Raw genomic sequence first — 20,446 nt, 5'->3', positions numbered from 1 at the left:
ATTAGAGGATTAGGATTTCTTGGTTGAGGGCTTGTAGCCCTTCGCCGAGAGGTACTGGTCAATCAAACCTTTGATTGATTCCAGCGTGCCGACCGAGCCGGGATATTTACGGGCCATTTCAGATTCGGCCCAGGAGAACGCTTCTGCATAGGTGTCTCGTTCATAGGGAGTGAACCGTGTCTCCGGCACAATGGCCTGTGGCAGAGGAGAATTTTCCACGGTGATGGTGGTCGGTTGACTGACAGGTGGTGCGCGGCCAGGACGATGCTGAGATCGTCGACGCAGTGTTCGCCAGCAAGCAATTCCCCCCAGTACCAGTCCCGCGGTTCCTCCCGTTGCTCCTGTCACTCCTAACCAGGTGGAGACCGTGATGGCTGATTGAATCAATCCTGAGAGTCGATCAAGACGGTCGTTGGATGGCGTTGCTTGAAGAATGGATGGGGATTCGACAGTGGAAGTCTGAGTTTCAGGTTCTCGTTTTTCAGGGAGTGTTGGTTGACTGACTGGTTCTGTTACGGCAGGCGGAACTTCAACCTGATTTGATGCGACCTGTTGTTGGAGTCCCAGAGCAACAAGGAGATCATCCGGATTCTGATACCCAGTAATTCTCAAGCTGTCCCGAACCAAAAATGTCGGAACCTCCGTCACATTCTCCTTGAATGCTAGTTCTGGATCGTTATCGACATCGATGAACTCCACCACAAACGCCGCTTCAATCGCCTTCCAAAACGATTCCACATTCCCGAAATCCTCTTTGAACTTGCGGCACGGCTGGCAAGTGGTGGATCCGAACACGTAGAGCGTCGGTTTTACGTCTGCTCGGACTGGTTCCTTCTCAGGCTTTGTGCGGAGTTCGTCTTTCGCCTTGGCATACGCCTCGCGAACGGCAGCTGATGAGATAAAGACGCTCGTTCGCTGATCGCCACTATTTAGTAATCCACAGACTTCGGCTTTCGCGTTGAGCAGCGGTCCGCCGCTCCATCCAGAGCCAGTTCGACACTTCACCACGTTGCCAGTGAACGAACCGCCGCCATATTCAAACGTACTCCAACGCAGAAGTTTACCGGCAGTCCAGCGAAGTTCGCGTTGATGCTTTGACTGGGGATAGCCGTAGGTCCAGACATTCTCTCCCAACATCGGGGGCGAGGCAGCGACATTCAGGAATGGATAACCATCTCCTTCACAGTCATAAACCACCGGACCTTCAGTCTCTTGGCATTGATAGATCCGTTGAGCTGTCACCGTCCTCTCTTTGAACCGAATGGTGACGGTCTCAGGTAAATCGCAATGTTTCGCGGTCATGACGAGTCCTGCTGGATCGACACAGACACCGCTACAGCCGTTGACCAACACCACCGCCTGGTCAATTGAACTGGCAAAGACCAGAGCGGGAACCGTCAGCAGAAAGATCAGGAATAAAAAGAACTTCGACAACCGAATACTCCACAACAACAAAAGGACAAGCACAGAAACATTCCTCAACAACTGCGGAATCGTTGCTCAAACTGATACGTCCCCTGACGAACGAGCTGACGCAGGAGTGACGCGGGGTTGAACTGCGTCGGGTTCGCCCGATTCATGCGTCCCAACCGCATCAGTACCGCAGCGACCAGTTCCGAACAGAAGAGTTCGTTCAAATCGGCCTGCGGCAACAGTTGCGTCCGCTTGAAAAGCCGGGTTCCGGAGAGCAACGCTCCACCCAAGTCGTAGGTGACCCGCTGGCCAATGAAATGTTTGACCAGGATTTTTGTAAGTAGTTCCGACTCTGGTTCGGAAAGTCGATCAATCGGAGAAAGGCGATAGAGATCCACGCGCCCGCCTGCAGCGACATAGTCTCGAATCCTCTGTTCCGGGAGATGTGCCTGGCAGCCATCCAGTTGGTAACCGAGAATTGCACAAGGATGCGGACACAACGTGGTGGACTCGATCCAGACCATGTTTCCCTGGAACCGGCAAAGGACCGCAACATGGGAAGGGCCAATGCGAAGTCTATGCGGAGCGAGGAAGGATGCGGTCCCGTAACTGATCGTTTTGGCTGTCAGCCCGGTTCCGTAACAGGCTGCGATATCGAGTGGTTGAAACTCAGGGTCTGAACAGTTCATTCGAGCCCTCGTAACCGATCAAAGAGTTCATCATGACGAGCGAGGCGACGGCGAATATCTTCCAGTTCTGCGGCCCGCAGTTGCGAACTGGAGCGAACTTCTGCCTTAATCGCACTGACGTCCGAGCTCATTTGCCAGGCCCACAGAATGGCACCCACGAAAATGACAGAAACGGTAAAACTCAAAAAGGAAACAAACCATTTCGGAATCACAACATAACCGTGGCCGTTCATCCCGAGAGCGTGCATCAGCGTGTTTGGAGCAGAGTTTTCAGGCTCTGAGGGAGAGTGAGGCATTGAGTTGTCCAAGTATCATTTAAAGAATTAAGCAGCGCCGATGACGGCGTCTTGCCAGAGACCAGGGAGCTTCTGGTCTTTGTTTTTCTCGAACGCAGGTCCCATATAAGGACGTGGTTCAATATGCACCCGTTTGACAACGCGGATTGATTTGCGTTTTCCGTTGCGTTGACGAACGGTTCTCACGGTTTGCACCGTGGTGACGCCACCGTACTCCAGAATCTCGGGAGCGTTGGTCGAGCCATTCAGCAGCGTGGGTCCGATGATTACAGATCGTCGGGAATGGCTGTAAACGAAGAAGATGTTCTTCTTCAGACGACCCGTCTGGTTCGTCGGTCCTTGTCCCGGTTTGGAAGGACGTTTACGACGACGAATACTCGCTCGAGCATCCGAGCGGACAAACGCTCCGAACCTTGAGAGCACTTTGCGTTCGCGGCGACTGATCGCGTTCTGAACTTTCGCTCGGTCGAAAAACTGCGACTTCGTCTTATTGAGCTTCATGCCGATGGAGACCATCGGGTTCTCGCGCTATGTCATGATTTTGAAAGTGATCGTCATCACGCTGGTGAACTGACGATTCTGATGCAGGTGTTCCGCTGAGTAGATCGCACGGAACTCGGTCTGCCTCCAAATGGCGGATGGATACGCTGTGAGCCGTTGAGGCTGAAATGACTCAGCGATCTCTTCAGCCAGTGCCAGCAACGGATCGAGATCGGCATTAGTCTCTTTGGTCAGCTTCTGTTGCACTGCGATATCGATCGCCACCTCTTGTTGTTGTACTCTTCGTCCCAAGTTCCCTGTTGTCAGACCATTGGGGATCACGGTCACATGCAGCGACTTGAGGTCTTTGAGTTCGTAATGGGGTTGGTAGTGACGCTGGGCAGTGAACGGCAGACTGAAAGTTTTAGAGTTCAGTTCTGCGACGACGGCGTCAGCGACAGCGGTAATGAGCGGCATAGTTGATTAACTGGTTCCGGTTGCTTTGGTGTGAATACGGAGTGTCTGACGATAGAGGTCGGAATAACGCCAGCACGGTTCTTTGCCGGGTGCATTCACTTCATACTGCAACGTCTGTGTTCCCGCCTGTTCTTCAACGACATCACCACGCTCGGGGATTGTGACAGTCCCGTCGAGGATGAGATCACTGGTCAGAATGAGAAAATCACGTGACTCAATTCGCTGAACAACACCGAATTCATCATCAACTTCAAACTCCGTTTTTCCGACCGTGGCAGGAACTGTGACACTGAGCGTCTCACGGCGATAGACAATCTGTTGAGTCAGATGCTTCGTCCGTTGTTGTGCCAACCACGAGGCGGCATTCGCCAGGAGATCAGCCATTACTGACTCAGACGGACACGGACAAACTCATCAGCATCAACAGCCGCGGCGATGGTTTTGCCAAGTTTCTTGTTGGCGCCCGCTTCATCATCGGTCTTGGCAACCTGTTCTGCATCGTCCCAATAGACTTCGAGACCAACATCAATCGCAGAACCACCACCTGTCGCTTTCGGGAATTCGAAAACACCCGCAACATGCAACGCTCCTTGCTCGTTGGCCACGATTGAACGTTTGGTGACTCCGAGCAGATCGTTTTGCACAACGACCGCACCCGCTTCAACATCAGCGACCGGCGTATAGTCGATCGCACTCCCTTCTTGAACAAATGTGACCAATGGTGTGGCCATGACGACTCCAAAAAAATGAATGAGTGATTGATTACGAGAAGATCAGAAACCGAGACCTGAAGAGAACCCTCGTCAAGTCTCCAGAGTGAGGCTCACGCCTCACCTTTGGATTTCACAGCACCGCGGGGATCTTGCTCCCGGCAGCCCACATCCAAATAAGCTCTAAATCCCATCCCCAACGTATTCGGTGGAGCTTCAACCCGTTCCACGACCGGTGTCCGCCGTCCATTCAAGAAGACAATCTCAAAAGCAGGGAGCACAGCTGGATCGGCGAACAGATACCATGCCTTGGCACTGTTCCCAGGGTAAAACGAATCGGACAGATGCGGCATCGAGACCACTTCGTATTTATTGCGATGCGGGTTGTCGACCGGAATCTTGGTCTTGGTCCCGGAGGCATCGATCATCAACTGCGAGGAACCCATCAACAGTTCGGCATCGGTCTCAACCTCGACAGGAACGACAAGGTATTTCGGCCGGACGTTGATCGGCTTCTGGTCCTTCGCTTTACTGCCAGGACCAGCTTTCTGTTTACGGAACAGAGTCTTAGCCGTGGTCAGCGAATCAGGACCGAATGCTGTTTCAGCACCTTCGAGATAGTTGTTGTTTCCAGCTTTGAAGAAGTTCCCCGGGTTGGAAAGGAACAGGGTAAAGAAGAGATCATCGATCGACTCCGCTCCACTGCGTCCCATTTGACGTGGCAGATCCAGAAACGCATCGAGGTCATCATTGACGATGTCCCGACGATCCAGAATCAGCATCTGGCCGTAAGTATCAGCCTTATTGCCAAATTTTTGTTCGTCGACAGATCCATGCTTGAGCTCGCCAGTCGGAGAGACCTTCTCGAATCCACCGGTTCCCAGCAATCGATAACGGCTCACTTCTTTGAAATCACTCACCGAACCGACCGCACAAAGTTGTAAGGCTGCAATCGGTGAGGCTTCATAAGCAGCCATCATCGTCCGGTTCATCACGCTTTCCAGAATCCCTGGCAGCGCGATCGTAGAGAATCCGGCATTGATCACCGCACGTCCGTCTCCGAACACACGGGGAACATCGTGGCCTTCCAATCGTGCACACTCGGCCACCAGTTCTCGCAAGCCAATCTGACGCAGGGGATGAGCCGCTTCGAGAGTCTGCTCACCGAATTCACGCAGACATTGCGGTTCCGCAATATGAGCGGACATCCAAACAGCTGCTTCCAGCACACGAGCCGAGGCGACAGGTGGAGCACCATGAATGGCCGGAGCTTTAGGACGGGATTCCCGTAGGATTGTGAGTTCAGTCTTGTTGGTGTCCCAGCCTTCGGCAACGGCCTTCGCTTCAATCTCCGGAAAGTCGCCTTTGCAGATGTCGCTGATCTTGGCGATACGTCGACGTTCGGCGACCACTTTATCCCGGAGATCTTTGATCATGTTAGTGGTTGCGTCGATGACTGAGACCATGCCCGTCTCACCTGTGGCGGTGACGGTTTCGCTGGTCACAGTCTCGGTTTCATCAGCGTTCGATTCCGGTTCCTTGGGGTCAGGCTCTTTGGTCTCCAGATCAAACAGAGCCTGGAGGCTGCTAGATTGTTCCTCGGAGAGTTCATCTGGTTTAAACCCTTTGGCTTGCAGCCACGTTTCAAAATTCATGGGGAGAGCTTTCAATAAAGCAGAAGGTGAATTGGTTTCAGAAAGGTCGTGACCACGGGCTGCAATCAGCTTCGCAATCGTCTGGTCATCCGCTCCGAGCGCCACGAAGCTGACTTCCCGCAGTGAGGATTGGCGGGCGACATAGAGTGGACCGGAGAACTTCCGTCCGTTGACTTCGACCGATTCCCCGCGGTCAACGAACACCATCCGTTGTGCAATGGCTCCAATGGACGATTGCCAGGGGAACCCGTTGTCTCCGGAGTCGGTCACCTCACGAGCATGTTCGTTCGATCCCGAGATCGCACCAGAGAGTCGAATGGAACCGGCATTGATCTCAATCGTCTCGGTATGTCCTACGATGCGGGACGCATCATGATCACGTAGGATGGGACGACTTTTGGCAGTCACGCGGATTCCGGAGAGATCGACCACCACCGGATAGGTATAACCCGCCAGGAGGAGTTTTCCACCGGTATAGGCGGTCATCTTGAACTTACGAAGCTGTTTGGCATCGTCCGCGTCAGCCGCCGCTTCGAGCAATTGGAAGTCACTCGGTCCCTGTGCTTCCAGAATTCGGAAGCTGGTCGGGACGAACCAAGTGTCTGGTTTCCGAGGGTTCGTAGAAGATGTTTCAGGCTCGTTAGGCGGCGGCATTGTGTTTCAGCGACTCCTCATTGTTGGTGTCATCGTTCTCGTCGTGTTCTTCTTCGTCGTCGAAAGAGTTTGAAGACTCTGCATCGACTTCATTCAGTCCCAATTCCTGCATCAAGGCTTGTTCCTTGGCACGCTGTCGGAGTTGAGTTTCCCAATCGAGCCCCATGCGAGCGTATTCATCCGCCAATGTGGTGGTGAACGAGGCGAGTCGAACTGATTGAGCATTGGCCTCTTTGAGTGGATCGACATGCGAAGTTCCGTCCCACATCCAGCTACGCAGCCTCAATCCCTCGATTCCCATATTCGCGGGAATCAGATTTTCAATGTGCTTTGCTTCGTGGAACCAGGCAGCCAGAATCCGATCCATCACCACGGTTTCGAGATGCGATTGCTCAACACGGATCGACTTGAAATAGGTCTGATGATCGAGACGACCGGAAGCGTAGTTGTGTCTCGATGAATCCCCGGTTAAAACATTGACCGGCACGAGCAAGCATCTTCCAATTTCACCCAGGACTTCGCGTTTAAACTCTCCATATGTTGTCGTCGGAAATTGTGCCTGGAGCTGATTCATTTTCCAGCCGCCTGGCATGGTCATTAACATGCCTCGTTCGAGCTCGAACGAATCGAGTGGTTCTACCTCTTCGGCTTCTCCGTTAGCAGGGGCATCGGTGTACAGAATCCCGCCCGGGAGTGCGGCAATTTCAGCAGCCGTAATGACCGCCAAGGTGTAACGCCGTAAATGAGCGAATAGCGGCAATGCAGGGGTGATATCCGGAATTCCACGTGCCTGACCTGGTCGGTCCGTCCGGAAGTAGTGGATCATGTCGTCGGCAGGAACACGATCAAATTTCAGGTTCAGGCTACCAAATAGACTGCCAGGATGTTCTTTGATCACATGATATTCGAGCGGGTTCCCGAACTCATCGAGTTTGATGCCGTCGACTTCGTTGTCGCGAATTGTTTTCAGGTTTGGTGACGTGACCTGATCCGCTTCGACCAGTTTGAGGTCGAGTTTGACCTGACCTGGGAGTACCGGGTTGTTGGTTAAAATGGCGAACGCTTCACCATCAGCCACACGTGCCATGCGGAGCGTGCGAAGTTTTTCAGCCAGCCGGACAGTCCGCGCCCAGTTGGCAAACTCCTGTTCAAGCCTGCGGTTGGCGTCCGTGCTCTCTGTGAGCATCTGCAGTCGAGGTCCTGTTCCGACGACATCGTTGGCCAGTGTGAGGACCAACCCTCTGGCATAACTGTTATTCGCAATTTCGTAACGGCAACGATTGCGGAGCAGTTTACGAACATCTGGACTGTTGGCAGCATTCGCGGAGAGATCATCGGCATGTTGCCAGTGTCGACGGTTCTCATTAGTTGTCGCTGCCGCGTCGTAACGGGCCTTCATCAACCGCAATGTCTGAAACATTGAGGGTGACGAGACCTTCTCTGAGGACTTCGGTTTTTGACGTCGCCAGCGGAGCAATGCCAACTCACTTTACAAGAAAAGAATCTACACGGAGCTTACTGAGCTCCGGGAGGTGTGATTTGAGAAAGACGAACGCCACGCCGTTTTTTCCGCATGGCTCGTTTCGAAGCGAGATAGCGATCCACTTCAATCTGATCTTTGAGAGAGTGCTGTTTCATGCCCCCTGAATCGCCATGTGCCTCAGCAGGGCCAGCAGCGTTGTCACGGATCGATTCTTCAAGATTGTCTGGCATGATGTATTACAATTTACTAACCCTCTATTATTAGGCTTTGCGATTTGAGTCGCATTGGGCGGTGAAATTCAAAGAATTTTATGAAATTGTTTTTTACCGTGTCGAGAAATCGTCAATTCTGACTTCGGAATTGCAAGCGATGTTTAATTTCCCCATGCATCAAGACATTGAGTGAATGCCGTCATGGGGTTGGCATACATTCCTACTCTTCACATTGTCAATTCATCAAAAACTGCCTAGACCAAGAGCGTCCAAAAAGCTTCATCATGAACGTAAAACCAATCATTTACCTTGATATGGACGGAGTCTTGTTTGACTTTGTGGCTGCATTTGGAAAAGTTCTGAATATCCCCGATATCAAGGATCAGCTGGCACCAGGTGTTCGCAACATTGCTCCACAAATCGGCATGACTGAGGATGAGATGTGGGAAAGGATTGGCCATCACGGTTATGCCTTCTGGAATGAGATGCCAGAATATCCCTGGAGCCGCGAGCTCGTTGACCTCGTGGAGAGAAACTCCAGCGAGTGGTACATCTTATCTTCACCAGCACGAAACTCCGATTCACTGAAAGGGAAACTGGAAGCTCTGAAGTTGATGTTTGGTGAGAGATTTCGTCGCTATATTCTCACACCAAATAAACGATTACTTGCTGGTCGAAACCGGATTCTGATTGATGATCACGAACGACATTGTGAAGAGTTTGAGAACGATGGTGGAAAGGCGATTCTGTTTCCTCGGCAATGGAATCGCTATTACTCGAATGCAGATGAGCCATTGCAACACACAAAGGAAATATTGGCCAGAATTATTGATGGAAATCTGGTTGAGTAGAGTGCTCTTATGTTTTCATCGATAATCACTTTTCGAGGCACTGCATTTCATTAAAAAGGTCGGTCTGAACTCATGTAAGTCGCTTCGGTCGGTGACTAGCGTAAGCTGTAATGAATGAAAATGTGTCCCAGGTCGCGATCACGTGAATCACAAGACTGTGATCTTGGCTTCAACAATTGTGACTATTTGCCTTCGCTCCGATTGGTTGTTGAGAACAGGAGGTCTGCTGGTTGACGACCGATCTCAATGATTGCATAGTTTTAATCTGGCATGAATTCGCAGCAAACAAATTCGAAGTTGGTGATCATGAAGCTTCTATTTTCTACAACGACAATTTTTCTCTCAGTAATTGTCCTCACTCTTTCGTCTGCAGTCTGGGCTAACGATGTTGTCAATATTGACTCACGACGAGAACTGTTTGTCGATGCAATGTTGATCGGCAAACTCGATGGCGTTGATCGCAAACTGCATCATCCAGTCCCTCGTGAAACTGCCATCATCCATGACGCACCCTGGGAAGGCGCTGGGAGTGGATATCACACGGTCATCAGAGATGGTGATCTTTACCGCATGTATTACCGTGGCTCGGCGTTGGGGGTGAAAAACGACCGGCTGGTCGTGGGGAAACAGGTTTTCTGCTATGCCGAAAGCAAAGATGGCATCAAGTTTCATAAGCCGAACCTCGGACTCTTCGAGTACAACAGCTCAAAGGAAAACAATATCGTCTGGGACGGAGTCGGTGTTCACAATTTTGCTCCATTTCTCGATACGAACCCTGATTGTGCTCCAAATGCTCGATTCAAAGCACTGGCGGGTACAGCGAAAGAGGGAGGGCTATTCGCATTCAAATCAGCAGATGGAATCCATTGGTCGTTGATGCAAAAAGAGCCAGTCGTGACTGAGGGGGCGTTCGATTCACAGAACCTCGCCTTCTGGGATCCTACCGCGAAAATCTACAGAGCGTACTTCCGAACGTTCACAAAAGGGACGACGACAGGCAAGGTCTGGAAACCGGCGGGATATCGCGCCGTGCGAACAGCCACGTCGAAGGACTTTCTGTCCTGGGGAAACGAGGCAGACTTGATCTACGAAGATTCACCGGCGGAGCATATTTACACAAACCAGGTCGCTCCGTATTTCCGAGCTCCTCATATTTTGATCGGTCTACCGACGCGTTATGTCGAACGTGGCTGGTCTCCTTCGATGCGGGATTTGCCGCAATTGCAACATCGGGAAATGCGTTCAAAGGCTCATCTTCGCTACGGTACATCGCTCACTGAAGCACTCGTGATGGCAAGTCGTGATGGAGTTCATTTCGAACGCTGGAACGAAGCGTTTATCCGCCCTGGAATCCAACGCCCTGAAACATGGCAGTACGGTCAGAACTACGTGGCTTGGCATGTGGTCGAAACAGAATCCTCCTTGCCGGGTGCGGCAAATGAACTCTCCTTTTATGCCAGCGAAGGCGGGTGGACGGGAGACAGCAATGCACTGCGACGTTACACGTTGCGGCTGGATGGGTTTGTTTCCATTCACGGCAAGTGGAAAGGTGGCACGATGACCACAAAACCAATTCGGTTTGGAGGCGACAAGTTGCGTCTAAACTTTGCGACTTCTGCCGTCGGCAGCATCCGTGTTGGCATCCAAACTGCCGATGGCAAATCGATCGACGGATTCGGACTGGACGACTGCAGCGAAGAGTTCGGTGATTCGGTCGAACGAACGGTTGTCTGGGGTGATAATACGGACCTCAGCTCGCTTTCAGGCAAACCTGTGCGTCTCATCTTCGAGGTCATCGACGGCGATCTGTATTCGTATCAATTCGTCCACTCAGACGCCGCACGTTAATCACAACCGTTCCCGATTCGTAATGTTATGACCAAGGCGTGCAGTACGTCATTAGGTGACATTAGTGGTTCATCCGTAATTCCTATGAATTCGAGAGACACCATGCGCTCAAGAAAATGGCCCGTATTTATCATGCTATGTGCCTTTATATGCATTAGCAGCATCTTCTTCAGCGGAATGAGATTTTGGGATTTCAAAGAACCACTGCCACCGAGACTCGGCTCTACCATCCTTGGGTATCCAGCAGAGTCCGCTTTTGCCGCTTGTTTGATTCGACCGACTCAGATGATCAACCACGAGTTGGCTAGATCTCTGCCAGTTGGATTGTTCCTGCCTGAACAATTCTCATTTAAACGCCTCACTGAAATGGACATTAAGGAGATCGCTGTCATTTGCAGTGGTGCAACCGGGGAACAGAGCACGAGTCACTATCCAGCGGAGATTGAGTGGGCTTTGATTGCAAAGTTTTCCGAGCTTGATGATTTGACAAAGATTATTGAACTCTGGAATCGATCATCTGTGCCGGGAGAACCGACACCCACATTTGTGGTCACACCGATCAAAATTGGATCAAAAGACTGTTTTCGAGTCCCTGCTGGATGCTTCTTTCCACTGCGTCGAATCGAGTCTAAACTCAAATTCACCAATCGAGATGGCACGCCTGCAGATGAAGGACTTGTTGTGGGCGATATTTATGATGACCGCGGATACATCGAGGGGCAAACGAAAGCGTCAGCGATATTTGAGTTGGATCAAATCGACGAGGCGGACCTCGCAGACGACCAATTGATTTTGGAGTTTTATTTGAATGTATTTGCCACCTACTTTGTCGAAGACGAATTCTCAACTGCGACGATCATGTTGCGAAATCCTGTATCGGGCATGCAAAGCCAACCTATTTCATTCAAGACGCGATCCTATGTTAAGCAGCGTTTGAAGCTTTCACGCGAAATTCCTATTCATGAAGCAGGAGAAACTCGCAGTGTCGATTTACTGAAGAATTTGGTTGTGGACGGAAAACTCGAAGTGATCCTTCAAGCAGATCATGAAGGAATTTACCTGGGAGTCGGTGCGCAGCATTTGAACATCAGACCCCAAGCGTTCGAATATGTCTATGAGTCCGACGACGAACTGGTCGTCACTCAATCCGTGGCACACATGACATCGCTGTTGGCGTCTCACGACGCAACGATCTCCGAAACGTTTCCACCTTCAGATGATGGCATTGTCGCAATTGTTGACGTGCAGAACCCCCAAGATCACGAGCATCTCCAATCGTTGTTGAGGCTCAGTAATCCGATTCTCGAACCATTACAACTTGATGGAGATTCGCTAACCGGTTTACATGCTTCACTGGGGACGACAGAAAAGTTGGATGCAAATGTCTCGCTGCGATTCGACACATCTCGCAACGCTGGCAATTTCAAAATCGATTTCGACAACATGATTGAAAACAGAAAAGCTTCAGCTGGCCAGGCAATCGAACAGTCGGTGAATCGGTTAGCCGCATTTAGTCATCTGACTTCGATGGCTTTTGACTCGATTTCTTTCAGCAATTCGAACGGACCAACGATTGAAGAACGGATCAAAATATTGCAACAGATTATGGAGCGATCGCTAGCCAATGTTGACGTCGACCGGCGCGGACGGAACGTCACCATTCTATTCAAAGCACCTGAAATTGAGAGCTTCGACAAAGAATCGGTTCGCTTTGCTTTGGCAAATGTGGAAGAGGCAATGGGAAGAGACTTCTTCAATCGGCATCGATTTGCAGCATCCTGTGAAATGTACGAACACACAACGAGTCGCATTCCTGAAACACCACAGGCATGGATGCGCCGCGCGCATCAAATAGGTTTCAATGTCCCTCCTGTTTTTGACGGATTTCAAACGCGATACAACTGGACTCGACACGGCATTGAAATTCTCATCGAGGGAATCGAAAAAAATCCGAAATCAATCGAACTAAAGTGTCTGCTTGGCAACTTTATAGGACGCAGAATTGGTCGATCTGACGAACGTGATGAATTTCGCAAATTGTTTTCAAATGACCACGAACTACATCAAAAGATTGAAACAGTTGTGGAACTGTCCGATGTTGCTTCGCCCGAATACGACGTCGATAGCTGGATTGTTGCTAAATGTCTCGCAGAGATGTGTCTTGAAACGATTGAAGACAATAAATTGCCACAATGGGACCTGAAGATGTCGGTCCTGCTTCCATTCTCACGCCCCGCTTACGTGCAGGCAAGATATGCACAGGCGATGTCGGAAGCAGGATTTTGGAAACAATCACGTCTGGCGTGGAAGGAAGCAGAACGACAATTTGATGAATTCACTGACACAGAACTTCCGATTGCGGCTTTATTTCCTTCCCGGTTGGATGATCTCATCGACAGAACGGATGAAATTGAATTGCATGAGGAAACTCGGCTAGTTCTGGAGGCAGCCCGAGAATCGCTGGCACTTGATTACTGGACCATACGATGCCGATTGGAACAAACCGACGCGCTACAACAGGTGAGAAAACATCTGTTTCTTGCGAGAGTGGATGCACATGACGGTGATTCGAATAAGTCGTTCAAACATTATCAGTCCGCAATCGACGCATTGGTTGAAGTCGAAAACTCTCATCCCAAAGAATTTACCAAGGTAATCGGGGATTTTCATCGGATGAAATTGGAATATCAATATCTGGCTGAACAACTCGGAGAAAGTGACTCTCATTCCCGTACTCACATTTTAGATATCATCGACGAAGCTGAAGCGATTGCCGACAGACCGCTGTTCTGGAACGCTATGATGAAATCGATGTCCGAGACCGAGTGATGAGTGTAATAGCGTCTCTGGCTCGCAGTACTCAGCGATCGAAATGGACGATCGATTTTATTCGTAGGATCGAGGTCGATAGTAACCATTTCGATGATTGAACTTGGATGAAATAAAGTCGAAAAGAACACTTTGTTTGTATTTCTGCTCCGGTCCGGCACACGAATGGCACTATTTCTTTATCTTCGCAAACGCCTAATTTCTGACAGCTTGAGCCGTTGACCTGTTTTCATTGCCTGAGTCTCATTACCAAACAGGTTCACACCCTGAATCGATGCCGCCACCGCACAACCCACGATTCCATCGAGCCAGTGGTTGTCAGGCTGATTGGGACGAGCTTTCCATTCATCAACAGTTCGTCCACGTCCGTGTGTGCGAACACGGTACTCTGCAGTGAGGTGTTCGGCGAAAAGTCGGTGGCGTTCTGCCTTCTTGCCAAAGAGTGTCAACGCTCCTTTATCACCCGTGGCAACGGAAAGTCGGGCGTTAATAAACGACTTCCAATAGTTCGTATCATAAGAGACATGACGAACTGCTCTTTTCCCCATGACACTCGGGATTCGCCAATTCAGACCAACTCGATCTCCTGGTTTCCGCTGATATTGGTTCATCGGAAGACTCGAGGCTCCCACGAACCGCCCGTGACTCGGCAGCAGAATCGCAGCATGGGGCGATTGCCGACAGAACTGATAAACGATATCAGTGGATGATCCCCAGTTGGCATCGATCAGACAACGATCAATTTTCATCATCGCACCGTCCTCCCGTTGCCATTCCCGTTCCAGCAACTGGGAGGTGAGTGTCTGTAGTCCAGCATAGATCGCACCTTCCAGTCCTGTTCCGGGAGCGACGAGTGTTAACGTGTTGGTCACATCCCGTAACGTGAAGTACCAGCGTTTTGGGTCGGGATAGGCTCCATAGTCCACCACCGCTCCACTGAAATCATCGCTCCAGGCAGTCACCACATAAAACAGCAACTTCTGTTGAACATCGATGAACATTGTCAGGTGCTGGCAACCGAGCGGAATCTTGCCATTGGGGAGTCCATTAGTTTTCTCAGCGATCTGATCAGCGGTCAGCTCATCTTCATCAGGAGCATCCAAAGGGAGTGGTTCGTTCTGGTATTCTGCCCAGAACGCCGCTTCGTCCTGGAGTTTCAGATTAATCGCATGCTGAATCGCGGAGAGTTCATCATGGTTAAACCGTTCTTCCCAGGCGATCTCGGCGCCAACGTTCATCTTTTCATAATGCTCTCGATAGTGATCGGTCGCTGCTTTCCCACTATCTTCGTTGCGTAACCCTTCGGCACGGATCTCTGCGTAGCGGTCCCACAGTGCGGTGTTGGTTGGGAACGCATAGACCATTTTAGTCCGCTCACCTTGCCACTGCGGATGTTTGTCTCGGTTGAGAATTCGATCAGCCATGTCACCCGGACGAATGACTGTACAAGGCATAATCCCGGAGATTTTCTTACCCGGTCCCGCTAAACCGAGAACCGCACCGGCCAGGATGCTTTCCCGTTGCTGACATTGTGAAATCGAACGCGCCGACTCGTCTGTCTGGGGATCGTCCAGCACCACGAGGGAAGGTCGCACACTCTTCCCATCAGGTCGTTTAAACTTCATTCCCCGAATACGGCCGGTCAGTCCGGCGACTTTGATTAACGCTCCGCTCCCAACTGAGCGACCATCATTATGCACAAACGGGCTGGTCAGATCATTCTCATTCCAGCCAGTTGGAAAGAGTGTCGGCAGCACAATCTGCTTCGCAGTCCAACCAATGTGTGTCCGTTCTCCCTGGTACAACTGGCCATTGCAGCGATTCGCAATCCCTTCCAACGCCTGAATCGGAAAACAGATCTCAGGATAGTCAACCAGGAGCAGATCGTTGGCGTCGAGTTCGGTTTTGATTGACTCCAGCATGTCCATGGCATGCCCTTCATCAGAACCGATCAGACACACAAACTCACAATGACCGTTCAAGATGGCCCAGATACAAGCACATTCACAGAGGGTCGTCTTGCCACTTCCGCGCGGCATCGCCATTGCAAACAGACCACCTTCCAAGACGGCCTTTTCAATCTTGCGAATCACTTTCAGATGGTCTTCTGACCACGCCAGATGAAATGACTGTGGAAAGTAGACTTCGCAGAAGTACTGGAAGTTCGCAGCGGCCTGCAAACGACGTTGTGGGTTCTCAATGACCGGGAGCTCACCGATGTCACGTCCATCTGCACTCTGCTGACGGGCTTTCTGTCCCATGCGACCTTTATGGTCCTCATAGGACTGTTTTTCGCGAGGATGATGACGTTCATGAGCCAGCCAGGCGGTGAGACGTATCAAGTTGATCGTCTTACCGTCACTGACCGGCCAACCACCCGCTTGCGCATAGCGTTCCAACTGCCGCACGTTGGTCACCGTCCCCAGTGGGGTGGAGTTCAACGCGCGACAAGCATCGGCTTTCTTCATGCGGAGTGGATCGTTGGCCACAGTTGTTCTTTCAATTGAGACTACTTGCCACGTCCACGTTGTTGAATGAGCCAAGCTGAGTAAGTCATGAGATTCAGAGTCCCATCAGAGTTCGTAGGGAGACCGGACTCCATGTCTTGAACGATCTCTTGAGCTGTGATCCGCCAGCGGTTGGCACTCCCTTTTGAAAGCAGCATCGCTAGTTGTTCCGGTGTCAGGGCATTCGGGTTTAAGGGAGCTTCGGAGGACATGGGTTGAGTTTCAGAATCCTGGATAAATGAGGGAGATGTTGCTGGATGCTTTGCAGCGATCGAGGTAACTGATGTCCTGTCTTGAAAGCATCAGACGGAGACATGGGGATGAGAAAACCTCTGCACCAACTCAAACCTGGCACGCGGTTCCGGCAACCTGAATTGGGGATCACTGGCACACTGTTGATGGTCAATGCCTGCCGCGCTCGCGTCCGGATTGACCAACCACAACGTAATGTCGAGTTCATCGGTCGCAACGGACAACCCCGTAATTTTCGAGCGACTCGTTACATCGAAACCTCCTGGACCCCGATCGTGTCGGTCGAAGTCCTTTCTTTTCAACCTCTTGATGAAGGAAATTCCACCATGGCGAAGAAGAAAGCCTCCACGACGAAGAAGACCACAAACACCAGAAAGCAACCCTCCACGGATGGTTCAATGAGCCAACTCGATGCGGCGGTCAAGGTGCTCACTGAGAGTAAGGAACCGATGACCACCAAACAGATGATCGAGGCGATGGCTTCCAAAGGGTACTGGTCTAGCCCAGGCGGTAAGACGCCTTGGGCGACGCTCTATTCCGCGATCACTCGGGAAATCAAAAACAAAGGGAAGGAGGCGAGATTCGCCAAAGTCGACAAAGGTCAATTTCAACTTAAGAAGTAGGTCTTTGTCATACCGAATTGAGAACAATCCGTGGTCGATACGATTCGTTCTCAATCATTTTTCATTGAAGACTGTAACTCATTCAGCATCTCCAAGAGATTCTCCGTCAAGATCACTGATGCGTCTTCTTGGACAATGTTGGTCCCGAGCCAGGTTTCGTAGCCACCAAGCCGGTGTTGTTCCGGCGGTGGCAGGTAACCATGTCGTCCGTTCGCTAAACCGATGACCATTGTCTTTGAAAAGGGACTCTTGTCTTTGATCTCCAGTCCAATCTCAACCAGCGTTTCAAAAGGAATGCCAACAATCGCGAAATTACCAATCCGAATCGCCTGGATGGTCACCGTTAAGAACTCTTCTTCACGTTCATGTGCCCGGATGGTCTGTCTTGCATAGCTTTCCGCTTTCTTCGGCAACTGAGAGATCTTGTCCTCATCAGTTATTGAAAGAACCTTGCGGGCAGCAATTACATCGTCTTCACTCGGTCGGCGATACCTGAGTGCAACTTCTCGCTCGATCATGTCTAGCGTGATGTTGCTGTCGTGCGAGTCGATTTTCTTGTACGCGAAATAGGCTGCATCGGCGGCCTTTCTGGCAACGATTCCAATCTGCTCGAAAGGCTCTCGTGGAGGTCGATTGACAAGAAATGGAATATTATTGATATCTCCTGATGCTCCATTCGACATCATCGCCACAAACTCTGGAGCGGCTCGTAAACGACTCGGCATCAACCGTGAAAACTCTCCAAAGTAGTCCGACGAAGCATGCCTCGGCGCGACACCTCCCACATAATGTAATGCGTAATTCGCTAGCATCCCTAATGGTTTTCGTTTTGCATTTTGAAGTGAGAGGATCATCAGCTCTGGATCGGTCGGACCAGCGGGACGGTCAAGAACTTCTGGATTCGTACCAGGGTTCATTTTGACGATGTCCATCTTCCCAAAGGGATTCGCTGGCATCTTTCCTGGCTTCAAAAACCATCTGCGATTAAAGACCTCTTCCTGAAGATCGTGCGAGGCCACTCCCACTGCGGCGGGCTCCCGCTTTTCGTAAGCTTCAATAATCGCCTGAGCGAGACCGTTGATCAGCAATTCGCGATATGCCACATCACCCGGCGAACCTTCCGTTCGATTGGACGGGGGTGTCGAATGAGAATGAGTCGATGAGATCAACATCCGGTGCACGGAGATTCCCGTTTTCTCTGCAGCAATCTGCTTTGCTTCGTTGAGCATTTCAGGAGGAGCCCCGAGTGCATCGAGGACGGCAACCGCGAGAGTTGTCTCGCCGTCGTCCAATACGATCGCTCGGGCGTGCAGCGGGTCGTGAATTGCGCTCGCATCCAATGCTTTTCCACTTCTCAAGCTGACCGGAAACTGCTGCGGCGAAACATCCTCGGCAGATGCTCCTGCCCGCAGATCGCCAGCCTCTGCCTGAGAGGTTGCCAACAGGATCGCGTTCACGCAAAACATCACCATCAGATAGAGTGTCGGACGCTTCATGAATATGCCTTTCAATAAACCAGATCGTTTAGGTCTGTTCAGCCGGTGGCAATCAAAGACTCAGTCGGAGCCTACACATGCTAATCTCCTATCGATAACAGTCAGAGCGAACCTAAAATCTCTACTAAGCGTAATCCCCTCTGAGCTTTTACGCTACTGCCTGACCGGATGATTTGACCTCAGCCTTAGCCCCAGTGAACTGCTCCCAGCGCTGAACAATGACATCGCAATAAAGCGGATCCAGTTCCACCAGAAATGCTCGACGACCAGTCTGCTGTGCGGCGATCAATGTCGATCCGCTACCACCAAACAGATCAAGGACGTTCTCGCCTGTTCGCGACGAATACTGCATCGCTCGCACTGCGAGTTCGACCGGTTTCTCAGTCAGATGCACCATACTTTGTGGATTCACCTTCTTAACGTGCCAGAGGTCGGTCGCGTTCGTGGGACCTAAAAACTCATGAGCGGCACCTTCTTTCCAACCGTAGAAGCACCACTCGTGAGCACCCATGAAATCTTTTCTTGTGAGGACAGGGTGTTGCTTATCCCAGATGATCGCCTGTGAGAAGTACAGCTTATGTTTCTTGAGGAACGGAGGATAGTTCGCGCAGTTGGCGTAGCCGCCCCAGATGTAGAACCCGCGTCCCGGTACCAGGACGCGTGCGATGTTGCCGAACCAGGCATCCAGCAACCTGTCGAATTCTTCATCAGTCACGAAATCGTTCGCCAGTGGGCGATCCTTGGCGCGTAACTTTTTGTGAGTCGATTGTGACTTTTCCGGATGCCGTTCGAGGTCCAACTTCTGATGGTGCTTGGTTCCCTCGAATGAAGAGAGACCCGCAGCGATCGCATTGTTCGAACGTGGTTCGACTTTCACGTTGTACGGGGGATCGGTATTCGCCAGATGAATGGGTTGGCCATCCAACAGTCTGTCCAAATCTTCCACACTGGAACTGTCTCCGCAGAGCAATCGGTGCTCACCCAGGATCCAGAGATCGCCAGGTTGAGTGATCGCTGCGTCTGGAGGCTCCGGAACATCTTCGGGATCGCACAATCCTGATTCTCCTTCCGGATTCAGCAACTTGGCGAGTTCATCTTGATCGAACCCGAGCATGTTCAAATCGAAATCCATCTCCTGCAGTTCCGCCAGTTCGATTGGCAGCAGTTCCATGTTCCAGTCGGCCAATTCCGCAGTCTTGTTATCAGCCAGCCGAAGTGCTTTCACTTTCTCTGGCGAGAGACCTTTCGCGACGTGGACTGGGACTTCCGAGAGTCCCAGTTGCTTCGCCGCCTTCAACCGCGTGTGACCGATGATCACGATTCCCTGATCATCGACAACAATCGGTTGTCGGAACCCGAATTCTGTAATCGATTGCGCCACGGAGTCGACCGCACCATCGTTAATCCGAGGGTTGTTTTCGTAAGGTTGGAGTCGGTCGATGGACCAGGTTTCAATGTGCATGATGCTGCTTTCAAAAAAAGAGAGTGGTAAAAATCCCCTCCACATATTCAGCAGTGGAGGTGTCTTGTTCCGTCAAAGAGTGAGGTTGTGTCGACACTTCTGGATTAGTTCCGACGATTTCTCACTGTCTACGCATGCGGTTCATTGTCTGCGACCACATTTTCGTATCTTTAGTGCTCATCAAGAGTTACGAATCGGCTGCCAACGAAAGAAAGTGTGTCTGACAACGCGGCGGTTCCCTATGGTATCAAAGGACTTACGTCGATCGGAAGGAACCATTGGCGGTCCAGGGGCATCCGCCCAGTGGCCACTGTTGGCCGCCTGTCGCGTCCAGTTGGCAAGTCGAAGAATGTCTCGCGGTCGCGACAACCACGCAACGTGGGGAAAAACTGTGGCCCACAAAAAAACGTGTGAGATTCGTTTTGAATTCACGCCTGACAATTTCAGAACACCCCCTGAACTATTTGCGAGATTGAGTGTGAATAACGTCATGAGAATCCTAATCTCCG

At 51.1% G+C, this 20,446-nt stretch carries 18 protein-coding genes; 4 read left to right on the top strand and 14 right to left on the bottom strand.

Going from position 1 to position 20,446, the window contains the following annotated elements; genetic code table 11:
- Window positions 1–9 precede the first annotated feature (9 nt).
- The 10 genes from ACN0YR_RS11750 to ACN0YR_RS11705 all read right to left on the bottom strand — a co-directional run bounded on the left by ACN0YR_RS11750 (window position 10) and on the right by ACN0YR_RS11705 (window position 8,087).
- A complete protein-coding gene (locus ACN0YR_RS11750) occupies window positions 10–1,434 on the bottom strand; it encodes a trypsin-like peptidase domain-containing protein (protein WP_417849415.1) in 1,425 nt (474 codons plus the stop codon).
- A gap of 44 nt (window positions 1,435–1,478) precedes the next feature.
- Window positions 1,479–2,102, bottom strand: coding sequence for a hypothetical protein (locus ACN0YR_RS11745; protein ID WP_417849414.1), 624 nt, complete (start codon window positions 2,100–2,102; stop codon window positions 1,479–1,481).
- A complete protein-coding gene (locus ACN0YR_RS11740; RefSeq protein ID WP_417849413.1) occupies window positions 2,099–2,398 on the bottom strand; it encodes a hypothetical protein in 300 nt (99 codons plus the stop codon). Before ACN0YR_RS11740 ends, ACN0YR_RS11745 begins: the two co-directional genes overlap by 4 nt.
- A gap of 27 nt (window positions 2,399–2,425) precedes the next feature.
- Window positions 2,426–2,914 (bottom strand): hypothetical protein, encoded by a 489-nt coding sequence (locus ACN0YR_RS11735; protein WP_417849412.1) that lies wholly within the window; start codon window positions 2,912–2,914, stop codon window positions 2,426–2,428.
- Between the two features lie 12 nt (window positions 2,915–2,926).
- Complete coding sequence (locus ACN0YR_RS11730; protein WP_417849411.1) at window positions 2,927–3,355, bottom strand: hypothetical protein; 429 nt, start codon at window positions 3,353–3,355, stop codon at window positions 2,927–2,929.
- Window positions 3,356–3,361: 6 nt separating this feature from the next.
- On the bottom strand, window positions 3,362–3,739 hold the full coding sequence (locus ACN0YR_RS11725; RefSeq protein ID WP_417849410.1) for a hypothetical protein: 378 nt from the start codon (window positions 3,737–3,739) through the stop codon (window positions 3,362–3,364).
- Complete coding sequence (locus tag ACN0YR_RS11720) at window positions 3,739–4,086, bottom strand: DUF2190 family protein (protein ID WP_417849409.1); 348 nt, start codon at window positions 4,084–4,086, stop codon at window positions 3,739–3,741. The genes ACN0YR_RS11725 and ACN0YR_RS11720 overlap by 1 nt, the downstream gene beginning before the upstream one ends.
- A gap of 92 nt (window positions 4,087–4,178) precedes the next feature.
- Window positions 4,179–6,374, bottom strand: a complete 2,196-nt coding sequence (locus ACN0YR_RS11715; RefSeq protein ID WP_417849408.1) for a hypothetical protein — start codon at window positions 6,372–6,374, stop codon at window positions 4,179–4,181.
- Window positions 6,361–7,794, bottom strand: coding sequence for a phage portal protein (locus ACN0YR_RS11710; protein WP_417849407.1), 1,434 nt, complete (start codon window positions 7,792–7,794; stop codon window positions 6,361–6,363). Before ACN0YR_RS11710 ends, ACN0YR_RS11715 begins: the two co-directional genes overlap by 14 nt.
- 95 nt (window positions 7,795–7,889) lie before the next feature.
- Window positions 7,890–8,087, bottom strand: coding sequence for a hypothetical protein (locus tag ACN0YR_RS11705; RefSeq protein WP_417849406.1), 198 nt, complete (start codon window positions 8,085–8,087; stop codon window positions 7,890–7,892).
- 266 nt (window positions 8,088–8,353) lie between these two features.
- Here ACN0YR_RS11705 and ACN0YR_RS11700 point away from each other — a divergent pair, with 266 nt between their 5' ends.
- The 3 genes from ACN0YR_RS11700 to ACN0YR_RS11690 all read left to right on the top strand — a co-directional run bounded on the left by ACN0YR_RS11700 (window position 8,354) and on the right by ACN0YR_RS11690 (window position 13,597).
- Window positions 8,354–8,920 (top strand): 5' nucleotidase, NT5C type, encoded by a 567-nt coding sequence (locus ACN0YR_RS11700; RefSeq protein ID WP_417849405.1) that lies wholly within the window; start codon window positions 8,354–8,356, stop codon window positions 8,918–8,920.
- A 306-nt stretch (window positions 8,921–9,226) separates the two neighbouring features.
- Window positions 9,227–10,768, top strand: coding sequence for a hypothetical protein (locus tag ACN0YR_RS11695; protein ID WP_417849404.1), 1,542 nt, complete (start codon window positions 9,227–9,229; stop codon window positions 10,766–10,768).
- A 366-nt stretch (window positions 10,769–11,134) separates the two neighbouring features.
- Window positions 11,135–13,597, top strand: a complete 2,463-nt coding sequence (locus ACN0YR_RS11690; protein WP_417849403.1) for a hypothetical protein — start codon at window positions 11,135–11,137, stop codon at window positions 13,595–13,597.
- A gap of 179 nt (window positions 13,598–13,776) precedes the next feature.
- On the opposite strand, the gene ACN0YR_RS11685 is transcribed toward ACN0YR_RS11690, so the two are convergent.
- Together ACN0YR_RS11685 and ACN0YR_RS11680 are read right to left on the bottom strand one after the other, a co-directional pair.
- On the bottom strand, window positions 13,777–16,086 hold the full coding sequence (locus tag ACN0YR_RS11685; protein ID WP_417849402.1) for a terminase gpA endonuclease subunit: 2,310 nt from the start codon (window positions 16,084–16,086) through the stop codon (window positions 13,777–13,779).
- Window positions 16,087–16,106: 20 nt separating this feature from the next.
- Window positions 16,107–16,316, bottom strand: coding sequence for a hypothetical protein (locus tag ACN0YR_RS11680; protein ID WP_417849401.1), 210 nt, complete (start codon window positions 16,314–16,316; stop codon window positions 16,107–16,109).
- A gap of 108 nt (window positions 16,317–16,424) precedes the next feature.
- Here ACN0YR_RS11680 and ACN0YR_RS11675 point away from each other — a divergent pair, with 108 nt between their 5' ends.
- Complete coding sequence (locus tag ACN0YR_RS11675) at window positions 16,425–16,979, top strand: winged helix-turn-helix domain-containing protein (protein WP_417849400.1); 555 nt, start codon at window positions 16,425–16,427, stop codon at window positions 16,977–16,979.
- Between the two features lie 50 nt (window positions 16,980–17,029).
- Here ACN0YR_RS11675 and ACN0YR_RS11670 read toward each other — a convergent pair whose 3' ends face one another.
- Complete coding sequence (locus ACN0YR_RS11670) at window positions 17,030–18,475, bottom strand: hypothetical protein (protein ID WP_417849399.1); 1,446 nt, start codon at window positions 18,473–18,475, stop codon at window positions 17,030–17,032.
- Window positions 18,476–18,623: 148 nt separating this feature from the next.
- Window positions 18,624–19,937, bottom strand: coding sequence for a DNA modification methylase (locus tag ACN0YR_RS11665; protein WP_417849398.1), 1,314 nt, complete (start codon window positions 19,935–19,937; stop codon window positions 18,624–18,626).
- Window positions 19,938–20,446 lie beyond the last annotated feature (509 nt).

Origin of the sequence: Thalassoglobus sp. (assembly GCF_048270125.1) — a bacterium.
In the GTDB taxonomy this organism is placed as follows: domain Bacteria; phylum Planctomycetota; class Planctomycetia; order Planctomycetales; family Planctomycetaceae; genus Thalassoglobus.
This window is presented reverse-complemented; position numbering and strand designations above follow the sequence as displayed.